This window comes from Caballeronia sp. LZ003, from assembly GCF_031451465.1.
Taxonomy (GTDB): domain Bacteria; phylum Pseudomonadota; class Gammaproteobacteria; order Burkholderiales; family Burkholderiaceae; genus Caballeronia.
On the sequence record NZ_JARUXJ010000001.1, the window covers coordinates 714,420 to 731,176 of the forward strand.

The window sequence follows — 16,757 nt, forward strand, 5'->3', positions numbered from 1 at the left end:
ACTGCCGCCGAATCCATCATTTGCCGATGATGTCCGCGTCCTCGCCCGAACCGCCGGGCTTGCCGTCGGCGCCGTAGGTCATGAGGTCGTAGTCCTTGCCGTTCTCGCCGGGCGAGCGGTAGACGTACGGCTTGCCCCAAGGATCGTTCGGAATGGCGCTGCTCATGTACGGACCTTCCCAGCCCGAGGTGTTGCCGACGTTGCTCATCAACGCCTGAAGTCCGGCGTCGGTGCCGGGAAAGTGGCCGGTGTCCAGACGGTATCGATCGAGCGCGTCTTCGATACCCTTGATCTGCGTCGCCGCTGTCTTGGAGCGCGCCTTGCCGACTTCACCGAAGAGCTTCGGGCCGACATAGCCCGCCAGGAGCGCGATGATGAGCAGCACCACCAGCAACTCGAGCAAGGTAAAGCCGCGCCCGCGCCAGCCGAGATTGTGCCGGGAGAGTTTCGTTTTCGACACAGCGGCCGTCGAGAACGCGGCATTCGTCAATCGATCCTGCATGGCTGCCCCCGATTCATTGCACTGCGCATCGTCTGCGCCCGGCGTCATGCACCGGGCGCAGTCGCGCGGCCGATCACTTGTTGACTTCGCTCATGACGTTCAGCAGTTCCGCGTTGGCGGCGTCGCCGTCCAGCTCCCAGCCGAAGACACCGCGCAGACTGAACTGCTTCACGTAGGCGTTCTTGACGCGGATCGTCGTGGGCGAGTCGTAGGACCAGAAAGTCGTGCCGTCGAACTTGTACGACTGCTTCGTCACCGGATGCTCGTACACCGTGCCTGCGGCGCTCTTCAGGAGCCGGTAGTCCTGGATGCCGGCCTCGTACTTCCCAGGCGCTGTCTTGGTGGCTTTCTGATAGAGCCCGTCTCCCTTCGGTCCCGGCGTGACGCCGGTCCAGCCGCGCCCATACAACGGAATGCCGAGAACGATCTTCGACGACGGCACTCCCGCTTTCAGCAAGGCCTGGATGGCGGCATCGGTGTAGTAGGTGTTGCCGGGAGCGCCCGCCATGTTCGGGCTGGCCGGGTCCGGATACAAATGCGACTGGAAGTCCGTCGGGCCGGTGCTTTCCCATCCGCCGTGATAGTCGTACGTCATCACGTTGATCCAGTCGAGCGGCTTGCTGTAGTCGCCCGGGTTCGTGCTGGCGATCTTGTCGCCACCCGCGCCGATGGCGACCGTGAGCAGATAGCGTTTGCCGTTTTGCGCGCCCATGGCGTCGAGTTGCTTGCGGAATTCCGTCAGGAGAAGCGTGTAGTTCTCCTTGTCCTTGACGTCGTACGTGTTATAGGGCTGACCGCCGCCGCCGGGAAATTCCCAGTCGATGTCGATGCCGTCGAACACGTTCGCTGCGACGCCATCTCCGCCCGCGTTGGAGGCAGCATCGAAGGGCACGTTGCCCTTTATATAGACATCGATGCACGACGAGACGAGCTGCTTGCGCAGCGCATCGGTAGCGCTGGCCTTGCTGAACCACTTCGACCAGGTCCATCCGCCGAGCGAAATGATCATGCGCACGTTGGGGTACTTGTCCTTCAATAGCTTGAGCTGATTGAAGTTACCCTTGAGCGGACCGGACTTGCCCTGACGTGGATCGCCATAGGGCCAGTCCCATGCATCGCTCTTGCCGTTGACCGATTCGTTCGCCGAGAAGCCTTTTTGGTAGTCGGCCCAGGCGTCGCCGCCGGTGCCTGCGTCCGGGGCGTTCTCGTTGGTCGCACCCGGTTCTGCCTTGTTGATGATGCCGCACTCGTAGCCGCCGTTCTTTTGATAAACGTTGCCGAATGCGTAGTTGATAAACGTGAGCAGCTTCGCCGAGCCCGATGTGTCGACATCCTTGACCTTGTAGTTGCGGTCGTAGATTCCCCATTGCGCGAAGTACGCGCCGACTTCACGCGCGCCGGCGGGAGCGGGGGCGGGCGTTGGTGCTGGCGTGGGTGTAGGCGTAGGTGCCGGCGTAGGCGTCGGGACCGGTGTCGGCACGGGTGCCGGCGTAGGAGTCGGGACCGGTGTTGGTGCTGGTGTTGGAACCGGCGTTGGTGTCGGTGTCGGCGTTGGAGTCGGAACCGGTGTTGGTGTTGGCGTTGGAGTCGGAACCGGCGTTGGAGTCGGAACCGGCGTTGGTGTTGGCGTTGGAACTGGCGTTGGCGCCGGTGTCGGCGTCGGACTTCCCGAGCATGCGCCTATGTCTTCCCATACGCCGTATTGTCCGGACTGCGTCGGGTTGTCGCCTTGGGTCCACCACTTGTTTCTGTAATTGCGTCCATTGGCCGTGACGCGCGTACCTGTCTGTGCATAAACCTGCGATGCCGACCACGCAGCGAAGCAAGCCGAAGGTGTCGGAGTGGGAGTGGGAGAGGGTGTTGGCGTTGGAGTCGGCGTCGGGGTTGGTACGGGAGTTGGCGCAGGAGTCGGAGCGGGTGTCGGCGCAGGCGCAGGCGTGGGCGATGGTGCTGGCGTAGGCGTAGCCGCGCTCACATCGCGCCACAAGGTCGGCGTGCTGGCCGGAGTCCACCCAGCGCCTGGATAAGCCGTATGCGCCTGAAGAGCCTGGTATGTGCGCCCGTTGTAGGTGACGGTCGCGCCCGCCGCGTAGGTCGCACCTTCCTGCCATTCGGCGCCCAACGCATTGATTGAATAAGCGACGAGCGCAGCCAGCGTCAGCGCAGTAGTCTTCGACTTCATGCCAAGGCGATTCATGAGAACGGCCTCCTTACTCGGTTTGTTTGGTTCGTTTCGATCCGCGACTCATTTGCGCTGACTGAACTGTCGTCAAACCCTCTCTTATAGGGCTCGTGCGATCATTGATAATCCAGCGACCAAGGCGAGGCAAGCCGAAAATCGGATATTAGGTTTCCTACGGAAAAATTTTTAAGGGTAGACGGAGCATGTTTTCCTTGACGTTTTTTTCTTGTGAGAATGACGTCGATTCGTTCAAGGAACTCGTTGAGAGAAGCGAAGCAAATACGAACGATCCAGGCGAAACTGCGAATGCAATCTCGAATCATGGCGATGCTTGCGTTACAAAGAAAGCTGCCACCGTTTAGCAGATGCCTTCAGTCGGGAAGACGATGAAGCAGATGCGGTGAAGCCGGAAGAACATCCGAGACCCGTCGTTTTATATTTGTGAATTTAAATCGGGATTGTTGGGCATCTAAAGCGTGTAGGGCAAAACACTCGACCTGCATTGCATCGCTTTCCAATGAATCGAGCGTTGTCTTGCAAGTCGTATCGTGCGCACGATTGGCGCCCCGCGAATATCAAAACTCGACGGTCACGAACTTGACCAGCGGCGTGGTCTCGGAGTTTATCGCCGACGATTGCGGTTCCGCGGCAACGCCGATCGTCTTTCGAGCATCGCCGTAAGCGGCAGTCGCGGCCTGTGCTGTTGCTTGCCTGGAGACGGCGGTGCTTGCATGCAGTTCGCTCATGACGGAAACGCCGTAGGGCGTTTGTTTTCCCGTGCAATCCACCTTGATGGACGTTCGGGCATTCGCACCGGAAAGCATCTCAATCGGATCTGCCGTTTCCGAACCGCTGATAATCGAGCAGGCATTGTGGATGGTCAACGTGACTTCTAGTTGTGAGCTTTTGCGCTCGGCATATGAGGCGGACGTGCCGGAAAGCGCTTCCGCCGCAACGAGCGCAGCCAATGCGGTACTGCGAAAATTGCGCTTGTGCATGATGATTCCCGAAGGCAAAAAAGTGTCTCTCATCATGCTTGCGGGCTACGCCAAGGCGGATAGGTTCGCTCCCATTTCATGCGTGCATTTGAACCATGCAGTGTTTCGCACGGCGTGATAAAAACCGGCGTTCCAAAAAAAATGGACCCACGAATGGGTCCGATTCGAAGCATGGTCCGGCTCGATCAGCCAAGCGCCGCACGCGCCGCCTTGGCGGCCGCACGCACCTGATCCGGCGCGGTGCCGCCCGCATGATCGCGGCTCGCGACCGAACCTTCGAGCGTGAGATATTCGAAGACATCGTCGCCAATCAGATGCGCGACGTTCGCCAGTTCCTGCTTCATTTCATCGAGCGACAAATCGGCGATATCGCATTCGCGATCCACGCAGATGCGCACCGCATGCGCCACGGCTTCGTGTGCGTCGCGAAAGGGCAGGCCACGCTTCACGAGATAGTCCGCGAGATCGGTGGCCGTCGAGAAACCTTGCAGCGCGGCCGCGCGCATGGCCTGCGGCTTGACGGTAATGCCCGCCGCCATTTCCGCGAAAATGCGCAATGTGTCGGCGACCGTATCGACGGTATCGAAAAGCGGCTCCTTGTCTTCCTGATTGTCCTTGTTATAAGCGAGGGGCTGGCCTTTCATCAGCGTGAGCAGCGCCATCAAATGACCGTTCACGCGGCCTGTCTTGCCGCGCGCGAGTTCGGGCACGTCGGGGTTTTTCTTTTGCGGCATGATCGACGAGCCGGTGCAGAAACGATCCGCGAGATCGATGAAACCGACGCGCGGACTCATCCACAACACGAGTTCTTCGGAAAAGCGCGAGACGTGCGTCATGACGAGCGCGGCGGCCGCCGTGAATTCGATGGCGAAGTCGCGGTCGGAGACGGCATCGAGCGAATTCGCGCAGATGCCATCGAAGCCGAGCGTCTTCGCCACCGCGTGACGGTCGATCGGATAACTCGTGCCCGCGAGCGCCGCCGCACCCAACGGCAGGCGGTTCACGCGCGTGCGGCAGTTGCGCATGCGCTCGGCGTCGCGCGAGAACATTTCGACATAAGCGAGCAGGTGATGCCCGAAGGTCACGGGCTGCGCCACCTGCAAATGCGTGAAGCCCGGCATGATGGTGTCGGCGTGCTTCTCGGCCATGTCGATGAGCGCGCTTCGCAGGTCCTTCAACAGTTCACCGATACGGTCGATCTCGCCGCGCAGCCACAGGCGAATGTCGGTTGCGACCTGATCGTTGCGCGAGCGGCCGGTGTGCAGGCGCTTGCCGGCGTCGCCGATCAACGCGGTCAGCCGCGCCTCGATGTTCAGGTGCACGTCTTCCAGGTCCAGCTTCCACTCGAACTCGCCGCGCTCGATTTCGCCCTTGATCTGCGCCATGCCGCGCTCGATGGCGGCAAGGTCGTCCGCGCCGATGATCTTCTGCGCCGCAAGCATCGACGCGTGCGCGAGCGAGCCTTGAATGTCGACGAGAGCGAGCCGCTTGTCGAAGAACACCGACGACGTATAGCGTTTGACGAGATCCGACATGGGCTCGGAGAAGCGAGCCGACCAGGCTTCGCCTTTTTTGTGCAGTTGGGACGTCATGGTGATGTGATTGGCGGTTGAGGCGAATGAGGCGGCTAAAGCGGCAAGCCGGAAGTCGAAGATTTTAACATTCGGCGCCTGCTGCCTCAGTCGTTGCCGACGAGGATCACGAGCTTCAGATCTTCGCGATGCGCGGGCTTGAAGGTGATCTGGTTGAACACGAGTCGTCCGCGCGACGGATGATCGAACGCGCGTTCGCCGCCTTCGCGCTCGAACACGTCCTGCGACGCCCAGTAGCGCGCGAAGGCATCGCTGGCGGCGCCGAGCGCGTCGATCAGCGTGCGCGTGGGCGCGTCGTTGAGGTGACGGATGGAATCGGCGCGAAACTCGGCGGCAAGACGGCGCGCGCGCGTGTCCCAATCGACGATCAACGCGCGCGCCACCGGCGAGGTGAACGTGTAGGCGAGCAGGTTGCGGTCGTGTTCGCCATCGAGCCAGCCGACGAACAGTTCCGACGCGTGCGCGTTCCAGCGCAGCGCATTCCACTGGCGGTCGAGCACGTAGGCCGGCGCGCCGATCAGCCCGACGCTCTGCAAGAGCGCGGCGGGCACGTCCTGCGCGGTGGGATCGGGCTCGGCGGGATCGCGTTCCTCGGCCAGTTCGAAGAGATACGCGCGTTCGGCCCGCGACAACTGCAATGCGACGGCGATACGCGCGAGCGCATCCGCCGAGGCGGAAACCGGCCGGCCCTGCTCGATCCACGTGTACCAGGTCGGGCTGACGCCGCACAACGCGGCGACTTCCTCGCGGCGCAGCCCCGGCGTGCGGCGGCGCGGCCCCGGCGGCAAACCGACGGACTGCGGCGAAAGCCGTTCACGATGCGCCCGGATGAATTCGCCGAGCGCGCGTGCGGGGATATCGACAGCTTCTCTGGATTCGGTCTTCGGGATCGTTTTCATGAGGCGTGGCGGGTAATGTCGATACCAGAATAAACAGTCCACTTGTACTGGTACAAGGCGGGCTCTATTGTAGCGGCAGGCCGGGCGGCTCAGGAACCGCCCGGCGTCCCCAAGAACATTCTGGAGCCATACCGATGAAACACCACGACCAGGTAGCCGATGCATTCGGCAGCACCGCCGCCGCCTATCTCACGAGCCAGGTTCACGCGAGCGGCGCCGATCTGCAAAATCTCGCCGCGACTTTTGCCGCGACGTGCGGCAACGCGACCGTGCTGGACATGGGATGCGGCGCGGGTCACGCGAGTTTCGCGGTGGCGCCGCACGTGCGCGAGGTCGTGGCGTACGACATCGCCCCGCAAATGCTGGCCACGGTCGATGCCGCCGCGAAGGAACGCGGCCTTGCCACGATCCGCACGCAACAGGGCGCCGCCGAGTCGCTGCCATTCGCCGACGCCTCGTTCGACTGGGTGGTGAGCCGCATGAGCGCGCATCACTGGCGCGACGTGCCGCGCGCGCTGGCCGAAGTGCGGCGCGTGCTCAAGCCGGGCGGCCGGCTGAAATTCATCGATATCGCGGGCGCCGACGATCCGCTGTACGACACGCACATTCAGGCAATCGAACTGTTGCGCGATGCATCGCATATCCGCGACTATCGCGCCGACGAGTGGATCGCCATGCTCGATACCGCCGGCTTCGACGCGAACGTGACCGAGCGCTGGCGTATCGGCCTGGAATTCGATTCGTGGGTGACACGCATGAGAACGCCGCCCGAACGCGTGACGGCGATCAAATCGATGTGGGCCGCCGCGCCCGACGAAGTGCGCGAATACTTCAAGGCCGGCGACGACTTCTCGTTCGAGCTGGATGCGTTGATGATCGAAGGCAAGCGGCGCGACTGAGCGCCGCTCGAATGCCGCAAGGGCTACTTAAACAAACGTGCCACGAACATATGGCGTGATTCGTGGCACGTGAAAGATGCAATGCCCGTTGCCGGGCGCATCGATCAACCCGTATTACGCAGGCCCGCCGCAATCCCGTTGATCGTCAAATGTATCCCGCGCCGCAGCCGCACGTTCTGATCGCCCGCGCGATGCCGCTTGAGCAGTTCCACCTGCAAGTGATTGAGCGGATCGAGGTACGGAAAACGGTTCTTGATCGAGCGCGCGAGCAGCGGATTGTCAGCGAGGCGCTCGCCCTTGCCGGTGATTTCCGCGAGCGCGTTGCCGGTCCGCTCGTGCTCCGCGACGATGCGATCGAACACGCGCTTCCTGAGCTTCTTGTCCGCGACGAGCTGCGCATAACGCGACGCCACCGCGAGATCGGTCTTCGCGAGCACCATATCCATGTTCGAAAGCAGATTCGTGAAGAACGGCCACGTCTTGTGCATCTTGCGCAAGGTGCCGAGGCGCTTCGCGCGTTCCGCGTCCGAGTCGGCCGAATCTAGATAAGCCGTCACCGCGCTGCCGAAGCCGAACCAGCCCGTCAGCAGCAGGCGGCATTGGCCCCACGAAAAGCCCCACGGAATGGCGCGCAAATCTTCGATCTTGCGTTGCTTCGGGTCCTGCAGCTTGCGCGATGCCGGCCGACTGCCGATGTTCAGTTCGGCAATCTCGGCGATCGGCGTCGAGGCGAAGAAGTAATCGGTGAAGCCGGGAGTTTCGTACACGAGCGCGCGGTACGCGGCCATCGCGGAATCGGAGAGCGTTTGCATCGTCGCTTCGAATAGCGGCAATTGCGCGGGCGCGTTCTCGTGCGGCAGAAGCGATGCCTCGAGCGTTGCCGCCACCACCGTTTCCAGATTGCGCCGCCCGATTTCCGGATTGCCGAACTTGCTCGAAATGACTTCGCCTTGCTCGGTGAGACGGATTTGCCCGTCGACCGTGCCGGGCGGCTGCGACAGAATCGCCTGATAGGTCGGGCCGCCGCCGCGTCCCACCGTGCCTCCCCGGCCGTGGAACAGACGCAAGGTCGTGCCGCGTTGCTTGAACAGCGCGACGAGCGCCAGTTCCGCGCGATACAGCTCCCAGTTGGACGTCAAGAAGCCGCCGTCCTTGTTGCTGTCCGAATAGCCGAGCATGACCTCCTGCTCGTTGCCCTGATTTTCGATGAGCGCGTCGATGCCCGGCAGCTTGAAGAACTCGCCCATGATGACCGGCGCATTGCGCAAGTCGGCGATGGTCTCGAAGAGCGGAATCACCATCACGCCATCGCGCGCGGGATTGTCCTTGCTGCCGAGGCAACCGTGCAGCACGCCGGTTTCCTTCTGCAGCAACATGACTTCGAGCAAGTCGCTCACGGTCTCCGTGTGCGAGATGATGTAGTTGCGCACCGCGCGCTTGCCGAACTTCTCGCGCGTCACGCGTGCACCTTCGAGCACGCCGAGTTCGCTCTTCGCGAGATCGGAGTAATCGGCATAAGGAAGACGCAGCGGACGCGGCTGCGCAAGTTCCCTGAGCAACACGGCGCGCTTGTCTTCCTCGAAAAGCGCCGCATAGTCGGCTTCGACGCCCGCGCGCGAAAGCAACTCCGCGATCACCGCTTCGTGGATATCCGAGCTCTGCCGCAAGTCGATGCTCGCCAGGTGAAAGCCGAACACTTCCGAAGCGCGCGTGAGCGGCGCGAGCCGCAGCAGCGCAAGCGAGCCGCCATGATGTTGCGCGAGCGAATCGATCAGCACATGAAGATCGCGCGTGAACTCCGAGCTATCGCCATAAGGCGTCGCGCGAATTGGCGCCGCGCCGCGTCCCGCGCTGCGCACCGCGACCACGCCTTCACCCAGCCGCACGCGCGCGCTCGCCGCGATCCGCGTATAGATGCCGATCAGCGCGCGCCTATATGGTTCGTCCGTGCGATGCGGCGACTGGTCCGGCGAGGCTTCCGCGAGCGCCTGCAAGGCTTCGCTCGATCCGGCGAGCAGATTCGACACGGACAACTCCGCGCCGAGCTTGTGCACCTGTTCCAGATAGTGTTCGAAGATGACCGTTGCTTGCCGCGTGATGGCGTTTTCCAGCGTGGCGGCGGTGACGTTCGGATTGCCGTCGCGGTCGCCGCCAATCCAGCTTCCCATCTGGAAGAACGGCGGCAGCCGCGCGGGCAGGCCGTGTTCCGCGAGCGCTTCCTCGATATCGGCGTAAAGCGCGGGAATTTCCTCCAGGAAAGTCGCGCGATAGTACGAAAGCGCGTTCTCGATTTCATCGGCGACCGAAAGGCGCGACTCGCGCAACATGCGCGTTTGCCAGAGCGAGGTCACGCGCGCCCGCAGGACGGCTTCGTTGTGCGCGCGTTCGCGCGCTGTCAGTTCTTGATCGCGTTCGGCAAGCAGGCGCGCGATGTCGTGTTGCGCATCGAGAATGCTCTTTCGCGACACTTCCGTCGGATGCGCGGTGAGCACGGGCACGATGAGCGCGGCATCGAAGAACTTTTCCAGCACCTTGCGCGTCTTGCTGACGTTGGACTGCTCGCGCATGCGCTCGATGGCGTAGGCGATGGTGCCCGGCCGCGAAGTCGAACCGGCGAGCGCGTGAATCCGCCGCCGCCGATTGTGATGCCGGTCTTCCGCGATATTCGCCAGATGCGAGAAATAGCTGAAGGCGCGCACCACGCTGACCGTCTGTTCCGGCGATAAAGCACGCAAACGCTTTCCTAGCGCTTGCGACGCTTCGTTGTCGTCCTCGCGGCGAAATTTGACGGCGGTCTGACGAATGGCTTCGACGAGGTCGAAGACGGCGTCGCCTTCCTGTTCGCGCAACACGTCGCCGAGCAGGCGGCCAAGATAGCGGATGTCTTCGAAGAGCGGACGGTCCTTGTCGTCGCGCGTGCGGCTGGTTGGCTTCGGCCGTTCGGCGCCATTGATGGCCGTCTTGACGCTCGCCTTCTTGGGAACCGGCGCGGCCTTTGGAGCCACACTCGCCTTCGATGCCTTCACGGCAGTGGCCGCTTTCGTCGTGCGAATGATTGGCGTCGCTGACGTTGGCATCGTTGACGACGAGGCGCCGGTTGCATGGGCCGCGCTCGATGCGTCCGCGGAAGAGTCAGGCGATAGAGCGTTGCGGCGCGCGGGGCGGGCCGATCCGGAAGTCGTCACGTCGGGTTCTCCTCAGAAGCTGCGCAGTCAGGGTAACGCGACGAAATCACCGACGAAACGAGTTCTGCACAGCCGCGCGAGGTGCGGCGCGAAGCTGCCGCAACCGCGCCGCAGCCGCTTTGCCTTCCGCTACCGGAACGCGTGCTGAACGCTTCGAAAGGCGCGCGGACTAAGGCTCTGGCGCGCCGCGTGTCTTCAGGTCGACCCTGGCCTGCGTGCTACCATTGTTAGCTAATGTCTATTTATCCATCCCGTCATTCGATCGAGCTTCAATGAATTCCGAGACGCATTCAACGACACCGCCCGCGAGCCTCACAATCGTTTCGCGGGAAAGCCGGCTGGCGATGTGGCAAGCCGAGCACGTGCAGTGTGCGCTGCACAAATTATATCCATCTTGCGACGTCAAAATTCTCGGAATGACGACGCGCGGCGATCAGATTCTCGATCGCACGTTATCGAAGGTCGGCGGCAAGGGTTTGTTCGTCAAGGAACTGGAAGCCGCGCTCGCCGACGGCCGCGCCGATCTCGCGGTTCATTCGCTCAAAGACGTGCCGATGCAACTCCCCGAAGGCTTCGCACTCAGCGCGATTCTCGAACGTGAAGATCCGCGCGATGCGTTCGTCTCTTCGCACTTCGATTCGCTCGCTGCGTTGCCGGCGGGTAGCGTGGTCGGAACCTCGAGCCTGCGCCGCGAAGCCATGATCCGCGCGCGCTATCCGCATCTCGAAGTGCGGCCGCTGCGCGGCAATCTCGACACGCGTCTAGGCAAGCTGGATCGCGGCGAATACGCGGCCATCATTCTCGCGGCGGCCGGTCTGATACGGCTTGGTCTCGAAGGACGCATCCGTGCGTATCTGGATGAAACCGACAGTCTGCCGGCGGCGGGGCAGGGTGCGCTCGGCATCGAGATTCGTGCGGATCGCGCTGATCTCGTCGCGTGGCTCGCGCCCTTGCATCACGAAGCGACCGCGCTTGCCGTCGAAGCGGAGCGCGCCGTGTCGCGTGCGCTTGGTGGCAGCTGTGAAGTGCCGTTGGCCGCTTACGCGCATTGGGAGAACGATTCGCTGTACTTGCGCGGCGCGGTCTCGACGCCGGATGGCACGCGCGTCTTGAACGCGGAAGAACGCATCGCCACGCCCGATCTTGCCGCCGCGCTCGAACTGGGTTTGCGCGTATCGGCGGATCTCGAAGCGCAGGGCGCCATGGAGATCGTCAACGCGCTGACCACCATCAGCCACCCGGACGGGCCGAACCGAAGCCCCGGCAACGACGCGGCCAATCCCGACCTGATCCCGCCTTCGACGGCGGGCAAGCACTGATGGCGAGCGAGCGTCGCGCCACCATCGTCGTCACGCGGCCTGCGGGACAATCGGCTGCGCTCATCGCGCTTCTCGCCGATGCCGGTTTCGAGACGCTCGAGTTTCCGCTCATCGACATCGCGCCCGTCGCCGACGACGCTCCTTTGCGCGCGGCCCTCGACGAACTCTACGGGCCGCAACGTTACGCGCTCGTGGTTTTCGTCTCGCCGAATGCGATCGATCATGCGTTCAGCCGTCTTTTCGCGCCGTGGCCTGTGGATGTGCCGGTGGCCGTCGTGGGTCCGGGCAGCGTCGCTGCGCTGGCGCGGCAAGGCGTGAGCGCGCCGGCGTATCGCGTGATCAGTCCGTCGGCGGAAGAAGCCGATCCGCGTTTCGATTCCGAAGCGCTCTACACGGCAATCGAAGCCACGCTCGGCGAGAACGGTCTGGAAGGCAAGCGCGTGCTGATCGTGCGTGGCGATGGCGGGCGCGAGTGGCTCGCCGAGCGCCTCACCGAAGCGGGCGCGCAAGTGGAGAAGGTGGCGGCGTATCGCCGCGTGCTGCCCGAACCGTCCATGCACAAGTGGGAGCGCATCCACACGCTGCTCGCGGGCAATCCGCACGCGTGGCTGCTGACGAGTTCCGAAGGCGTGCGCAATCTCGACGAACTCGCGCGCGAACATCTCACCGCCGACGAGATCACGCGGCTGCGGCACGCGCAGGTGATCTGCCCGCATCCGCGTATCGAGCAGGCCGCGCGGCAAGCGGGTTTTGATAGGATGACGGTGTCCGGCGCCGGCGACGAGCGCATCGTGCAGGCAGTCGATGCGCTTTACCCGCGCAAATCGGCTGGAATTCAGGCTGAACCTCACACCAATCAAGCACGTGAAACGCACGCGAAGCCCGCACCGGCGGATGCATCGCCGGACACGCAACCGGCCGCCGCGCCGGCCCACCAAACGGCTCAATCACGCATGACTGATTCGAACGATTCCAACAAAGCTTCACCTCAGCCCAACGTGCCACCGCCTCCGCCCAATACGCCTTTCACGCCCTACGAGCAGCAGAAGCGGCGCGGCGGCGCGGGCACGGTGTTGTTGTGGTTCGTCATCGTTATCCTCGCGATTGCTGCCGGCGCGGGCGGCTATGCGCTCAACCGCAAGTTCGAACGCAATAACCAGGCGCTCGCACAGCGCGTCGAAGAGGCCAACGCGCAAGACGCGCAACTGCGCGCCAAGGCCGACGAAGCCGCGAGCTCGACCGCCGCGCTCAATACGCAAGTCATTCAGTTGCAGGGCAAGCTCAATGACGCCGAGGCGCACAGCCAGGCGTTGCAGCAGCAGTATCAGGACCTCGCGAGCAATCGCGACGACTGGACGGTTGCCGAAGTCGAGCAGATTCTGTCGAGCGCAAGCCAGCAATTGCAATTGACCGGCAACGTGCAACTCGCGCTCTTCGCGCTGCAAAGCGCCGACACGCGGTTGGCCGCCACGAACGGTCCGCAGGTCGTGGCGATCCGCAAGGCCGTCGCGCAGGACATGGACAAGCTCAAGGCCACGCCGACCACCGACCTCACGGGTCTCGCGATCAAGCTCGATACGGCGATCGACCGCATCGACAGCTTGCCGCTGTCCGGCGAAGCGCCGATCGATCCGGCGCGCGCTCGCGCGTCAGAACCGGGTGACAGCGCGTCGATTGCTGCGGCGACCGGCGTGCCGCGCTGGAAGGTGCTGTGGTATCAGATCACGAGCGGCATCGGGCAGCAGTTGTCGAGTCTCGTGTCGGTGCGGCGTATCGACAATGCGGACGCCATGCTCACGTCGCCGGATCAGGGTTACTTCGTGCGCCAGAACGTGAAGCTGCGTCTGTTGTCCGCGCGTCTTTCGCTGCTTTCGCGCAGTGAGCCTACGCTCAAGTCCGACCTGAAAGCCGCCGATGCCGCGCTTGCCCGCTACTTCGATCCCTCGTCGAAAGCGGTTCAAGCCGTGCGCGATCTCGTGAAGCAGGTCGATCAGGCGTCGATGGCCGTCGCCGTGCCGAACCTGGACGCGAGCCTCGCCGCCGTGCACCAGTTCAAGCGAGGCGGATGATGACGATTCGTGGACTCATCTGGATTGCGCTGTTGTTCGTCGTTGCGGCGATCATCGCGACGGTCGGCGGCTTCAATGGCGGGCAGATTCTGCTCGTGCTGCCGCCATATCGCATCGACATGTCGCTCAATCTGTTTGTCGTGGCGCTGGTCGTGCTGTTTCTCGCGCTCTATGCGCTGATCCGCGCGATCCGCGGCGTGTGGAAGATGCCGTCGCGCGTGGCGGCGTATCGCACGCGCAGCAAGCTTGCGAAGGCGAACGCGTCCTTGCGCGATGCGATCGGCCATCTGTACGCGGGCCGCTTCTCGAAGGCCGAGAAAGCCGCGCGCGATGCGTTGAGTGTCGAGGACAACAAGGGCGCGGCGGGCTTGATCGGCGCGAACGCGGCGCATCGGCTGCATGAATACGCGCGTCGCGACGAGTGGCTCGCGCAAGTCGGCGGCGCGGACTGGCAGGACGCGCGCCTGATGGCCACCGCCGACATGCGCGCCGATGGCCGCGACGCGGACGGCGCGCTCGTCGCGCTGACCGAGATTCAGGCGCAGGGCGGGCGGCGCATCCATGCGCAGCAGATCGCGTTGCGCGCCCAGCAGCAGTTGAAGAACTGGGGCGAAGTGCTGAAGCTCGTGCGCATGCTTGAAAAGCGCGAGGCGCTGCATCCCGCGGTCGCCGTGCGGCTGCGGCAAGTCGCGGCGGAAAACCTGCTGCGCGATCGCCGGCATAATCCGGATGCGCTGCTCGAACTGTGGCAATCATTGTCGCCGGTGGAGCGTCAGTCGCCGCGTCTCGCCGATCTCGCCGCCGAATTGCTGATCGCGCTGGATCGTCGGGCGGAAGCGAAGAAGATTATCGAAGACGCGCTCGCCGTGAACTGGGATGCGCGGTTGTTGCGCCGTTATCCGGACTGCATCGTCGGGGGCGACGCCTTGCCGCTCATTCAGCGCGCCGAAGCCTGGCAAAAGGAACGCACCGAAGACGCCGACCTGCTTTTCACGCTCGGTCGTCTGTGCCTGCATCAGCAATTGTGGGGCAAGGCGCAGGCGTTTCTCGAATCGGCGCTGAAGCTGGCGGAAGACGAGCCGTTGCGTATTCGGACGCATCGCGCGCTGGCGCGTCTGCACGAGCAACTCGGCGATACCGAAAAGGCCGCGGAGCATTATCGCGCAAGCGCGCTGGCAATGAACGTGGTCTGACGCTTTCGTTTCGACACAAAAAAGCCGCATGCGCTTTAAACGCATGCGGCTTTTTCGTTGGCTGGCCTGAAGGCTCGATTCAGGCTCGGTTCAATACGTTGGCACCGAAGGATCGACCTGACGCGACCACGCGTCGATGCCGCCGTACAGATTGAACACGTTCGTGAAGCCGCGCGACTCCAGAAACATGCCGACCTGCGCGCTGCGCGCACCGTGGTGGCAGATGCAGACGATCTGCGCGTCGTCGTCGAGTTCTTCGCTACGCGCGGGGATGTCGCGCATTGGAATCGACACGATCTTGTCGAGCTTCGCGGTCTGCACTTCCCACGGCTCGCGCACGTCGAGCAAAACGGGAGCGGGGCGCGAGGTGTCGGCAAGCCACGCGGCGAGTTCGGGTGCGGTCAGATTTTGCATGGAATCGAGTAAGGACGATGGCGAAAGCCGGGCGGCGCCCGGCCCGAACGCACCGAATCAGAACCTGAATAGCGAAGGATGCACCGCGTTTTGCAGCGGCGCGACGAGCGTTTCGAAAACATCGGACACGCGGAATTGCTTTTCGTCGACCCGCGTGATGATCTGCGCCTTCATGACCGGCGCCGTGCCGACGAAAGCGGCGATACGCCCGCCCACTTTCAACTGTTCGAGCAATTCCTGCGGCATGACCGGCATGCCGCCCGAAACGCAGATCACGTCGTAAGGCGCGCCGTCGGCCAAGCCCCGCGCGCCGTCGCCGTGAACCACATGCGCGTTCGACACACCGTTCGCCGCGAGATTCTGCTTCGCGAACTCGGCGAGTTCCGGCGAGATTTCAACCGTGGTCACGCTGCGGCCGCGATGCGCGAGGAGCGCCGCCATATAGCCCGAGCCCGCGCCGATTTCCAGCACCGTCTCACCCTTGTGAATGGCCAGTTCTTGCAGAACCCGCGCCTCGACCTTTGGCGACAGCATGCGCTCGCCGCCGGGAAGCGGAATTTCGAGGTCCGCGAAAGCGATATTGCGGTACGCGGCGGGAACGAAGTTCTCGCGCTTGATGAGCGACAGCAGATTCAAAATCTCCTGGTCCAGCACTTCCCAAGGACGAATCTGCTGCTCGATCATGTTGAAACGCGCTTGCTCGATGTTCATGTTCGTTGTGCGTCGTTGTGCGTCGTTCTGCAAGAAGGGTAGCCGCGAAGGCCGCCGGGTCAGACTTTCAGGCAGCTTCAGGCGGGTTGGAAAACTGTGCGATTGTAGCAAATAGACGGGTTTTCCCGCCCGTTCGCGCGCAGCCAGTGCGGCTCGGCTCATGCAGTTTGACTAATGCGGCAGTCGGATATCGAATTTGAAGGTGACGAGCCGCGCGACCAGAATGAAAGCCGTAGACAGCAGCACGTTGTAGATCGTGTCCACTTGAAGCTGTTCGAGCCCGATATACATCCAGCAGCCCGCAAACGCGCACACTGCGTACGGCCGCGAATCGCGCAGGATCAGCGGAATCTCGTTGCACAGCACGTCGCGCATGATGCCGCCGAACACGCCGGTGGTCACGCCCATCATCGTCGCGGTGAAAACGGGCATTTGCGCATCGAGCGCGATGGAGGTGCCCGAGACGCTGAAGAGTCCGAGGCCGATCGCATCGGTGATGAGGAGCGCGCGCTGATCGAACAGACGCGTCGTCACGCGTAGAAAGAAGGGCGCGAAAATCGCCATCGCGAAGATGACGAACACGTATTCCTGATGCTCGACCCAATAAAACGGCCGGCGTGACAGCAGCACGTCGCGTACGGTGCCGCCGCCGAAAGCCGTGGCGAGGGCGACGAGGAAGGCGCCGACGGCGTCGAGCCGGCGCTTGCGCGCCTCGATGAGACCGGAGAACGCATACGCGAAAATCGCGAACGCCTCCATGATGGAAATGGCGAGAGTCAGCCTGGGATGCACGT

At 63.1% G+C, this 16,757-nt stretch carries 14 protein-coding genes and 1 pseudogene; 4 read left to right on the forward strand and 11 right to left on the reverse strand.

The features are described from left to right. Nucleotides 1–16: 16 nt before the first annotated feature. The 7 genes and pseudogenes from gspG to QCE79_RS03290 form a co-directional block, all read right to left on the reverse strand. Complete coding sequence (gene gspG, locus QCE79_RS03265; protein ID WP_250463627.1) at nucleotides 17–502, reverse strand: type II secretion system major pseudopilin GspG; 486 nt, start codon at nucleotides 500–502, stop codon at nucleotides 17–19. A 73-nt stretch (nucleotides 503–575) separates the two neighbouring features. After that, the gene (locus QCE79_RS03270; RefSeq protein WP_309841832.1) at nucleotides 576–1,982 is read right to left on the reverse strand and encodes a glycoside hydrolase family 18 protein; all 1,407 of its coding nucleotides are present in this window, start codon (nucleotides 1,980–1,982) and stop codon (nucleotides 576–578) included. Then, nucleotides 1,891–2,178, reverse strand: coding sequence for a hypothetical protein (locus tag QCE79_RS03275; RefSeq protein WP_309841835.1), 288 nt, complete (start codon nucleotides 2,176–2,178; stop codon nucleotides 1,891–1,893). The genes QCE79_RS03270 and QCE79_RS03275 overlap by 92 nt, the downstream gene beginning before the upstream one ends. A gap of 26 nt (nucleotides 2,179–2,204) precedes the next feature. Further along, nucleotides 2,205–2,699 (reverse strand): annotated as a pseudogene (locus QCE79_RS39290) (carbohydrate-binding protein); the annotation flags it as partial. A 560-nt stretch (nucleotides 2,700–3,259) separates the two neighbouring features. Then, on the reverse strand, nucleotides 3,260–3,682 hold the full coding sequence (locus QCE79_RS03280; protein ID WP_309841838.1) for a hypothetical protein: 423 nt from the start codon (nucleotides 3,680–3,682) through the stop codon (nucleotides 3,260–3,262). A gap of 185 nt (nucleotides 3,683–3,867) precedes the next feature. Continuing rightward, complete coding sequence (argH, locus tag QCE79_RS03285; protein WP_309841840.1) at nucleotides 3,868–5,274, reverse strand: argininosuccinate lyase; 1,407 nt, start codon at nucleotides 5,272–5,274, stop codon at nucleotides 3,868–3,870. Between the two features lie 86 nt (nucleotides 5,275–5,360). Next, nucleotides 5,361–6,173: a helix-turn-helix transcriptional regulator gene (locus QCE79_RS03290; RefSeq protein WP_309841843.1), complete on the reverse strand. Its 813-nt coding sequence runs from the start codon at nucleotides 6,171–6,173 to the stop codon at nucleotides 5,361–5,363. A 134-nt stretch (nucleotides 6,174–6,307) separates the two neighbouring features. Between QCE79_RS03290 and QCE79_RS03295 the strand changes: the two genes are divergently transcribed. Beyond that, a complete protein-coding gene (locus tag QCE79_RS03295; RefSeq protein WP_250463642.1) occupies nucleotides 6,308–7,072 on the forward strand; it encodes a class I SAM-dependent methyltransferase in 765 nt (254 codons plus the stop codon). Nucleotides 7,073–7,176: 104 nt separating this feature from the next. Here QCE79_RS03295 and ppc read toward each other — a convergent pair whose 3' ends face one another. Continuing rightward, nucleotides 7,177–10,257 carry a phosphoenolpyruvate carboxylase gene (gene ppc, locus QCE79_RS03300; RefSeq protein WP_309841849.1) on the reverse strand — a complete coding sequence of 1,027 codons (3,081 nt, stop codon included), beginning with the start codon at nucleotides 10,255–10,257 and terminating at the stop codon, nucleotides 7,177–7,179. A 272-nt stretch (nucleotides 10,258–10,529) separates the two neighbouring features. Between ppc and hemC the strand changes: the two genes are divergently transcribed. From hemC to QCE79_RS03315, 3 genes are read left to right on the forward strand one after another with little or no spacing between them, the layout of a single operon-like run. Next, entirely contained in the window at nucleotides 10,530–11,576 is a 1,047-nt protein-coding gene (hemC, locus tag QCE79_RS03305) for a hydroxymethylbilane synthase (RefSeq protein ID WP_244827319.1), read from the forward strand. Next, nucleotides 11,576–13,645, forward strand: coding sequence for a fused uroporphyrinogen-III synthase HemD/membrane protein HemX (gene hemDX / locus QCE79_RS03310; RefSeq protein WP_309841853.1), 2,070 nt, complete (start codon nucleotides 11,576–11,578; stop codon nucleotides 13,643–13,645). The genes hemC and hemDX overlap by 1 nt, the downstream gene beginning before the upstream one ends. Next, nucleotides 13,645–14,838: a heme biosynthesis protein HemY gene (locus tag QCE79_RS03315; RefSeq protein ID WP_244827980.1), complete on the forward strand. Its 1,194-nt coding sequence runs from the start codon at nucleotides 13,645–13,647 to the stop codon at nucleotides 14,836–14,838. Before hemDX ends, QCE79_RS03315 begins: the two co-directional genes overlap by 1 nt. Before the next feature lie 90 nt (nucleotides 14,839–14,928). Here QCE79_RS03315 and QCE79_RS03320 read toward each other — a convergent pair whose 3' ends face one another. The 3 genes from QCE79_RS03320 to QCE79_RS03330 form a co-directional block, all read right to left on the reverse strand. Further along, on the reverse strand, nucleotides 14,929–15,252 hold the full coding sequence (locus QCE79_RS03320; protein WP_244827321.1) for a rhodanese-like domain-containing protein: 324 nt from the start codon (nucleotides 15,250–15,252) through the stop codon (nucleotides 14,929–14,931). A 57-nt stretch (nucleotides 15,253–15,309) separates the two neighbouring features. Beyond that, nucleotides 15,310–15,963: a protein-L-isoaspartate O-methyltransferase gene (locus tag QCE79_RS03325; protein WP_244827322.1), complete on the reverse strand. Its 654-nt coding sequence runs from the start codon at nucleotides 15,961–15,963 to the stop codon at nucleotides 15,310–15,312. Nucleotides 15,964–16,134: 171 nt separating this feature from the next. Then, nucleotides 16,135–16,755, reverse strand: coding sequence for a trimeric intracellular cation channel family protein (locus QCE79_RS03330; protein ID WP_244827323.1), 621 nt, complete (start codon nucleotides 16,753–16,755; stop codon nucleotides 16,135–16,137). Nucleotides 16,756–16,757: the final 2 nt, after the last annotated feature.

Excerpts from the sequence above, each read along its gene's own strand:
- gspG (WP_250463627.1), bottom strand. The coding sequence starts at position 502 with ATGCAGGATCGATTGACGAATGCCGCGTTCTCGACGGCCGCTGTGTCG.
- QCE79_RS03275 (WP_309841835.1), bottom strand. The coding sequence starts at position 2,178 with ATGCTCGGGAAGTCCGACGCCGACACCGGCGCCAACGCCAGTTCCAAC.
- QCE79_RS03280 (WP_309841838.1), bottom strand. The coding sequence starts at position 3,682 with ATGCACAAGCGCAATTTTCGCAGTACCGCATTGGCTGCGCTCGTTGCG.
- argH (WP_309841840.1), bottom strand. The coding sequence starts at position 5,274 with ATGACGTCCCAACTGCACAAAAAAGGCGAAGCCTGGTCGGCTCGCTTC.
- QCE79_RS03290 (WP_309841843.1), bottom strand. The coding sequence starts at position 6,173 with ATGAAAACGATCCCGAAGACCGAATCCAGAGAAGCTGTCGATATCCCC.
- QCE79_RS03295 (WP_250463642.1), top strand. The coding sequence starts at position 6,308 with ATGAAACACCACGACCAGGTAGCCGATGCATTCGGCAGCACCGCCGCC.
- hemC (WP_244827319.1), top strand. The coding sequence starts at position 10,530 with ATGAATTCCGAGACGCATTCAACGACACCGCCCGCGAGCCTCACAATC.
- hemDX (WP_309841853.1), top strand. The coding sequence starts at position 11,576 with ATGGCGAGCGAGCGTCGCGCCACCATCGTCGTCACGCGGCCTGCGGGA.
- QCE79_RS03315 (WP_244827980.1), top strand. The coding sequence starts at position 13,645 with ATGACGATTCGTGGACTCATCTGGATTGCGCTGTTGTTCGTCGTTGCG.
- QCE79_RS03320 (WP_244827321.1), bottom strand. The coding sequence starts at position 15,252 with ATGCAAAATCTGACCGCACCCGAACTCGCCGCGTGGCTTGCCGACACC.
- QCE79_RS03325 (WP_244827322.1), bottom strand. The coding sequence starts at position 15,963 with ATGAACATCGAGCAAGCGCGTTTCAACATGATCGAGCAGCAGATTCGT.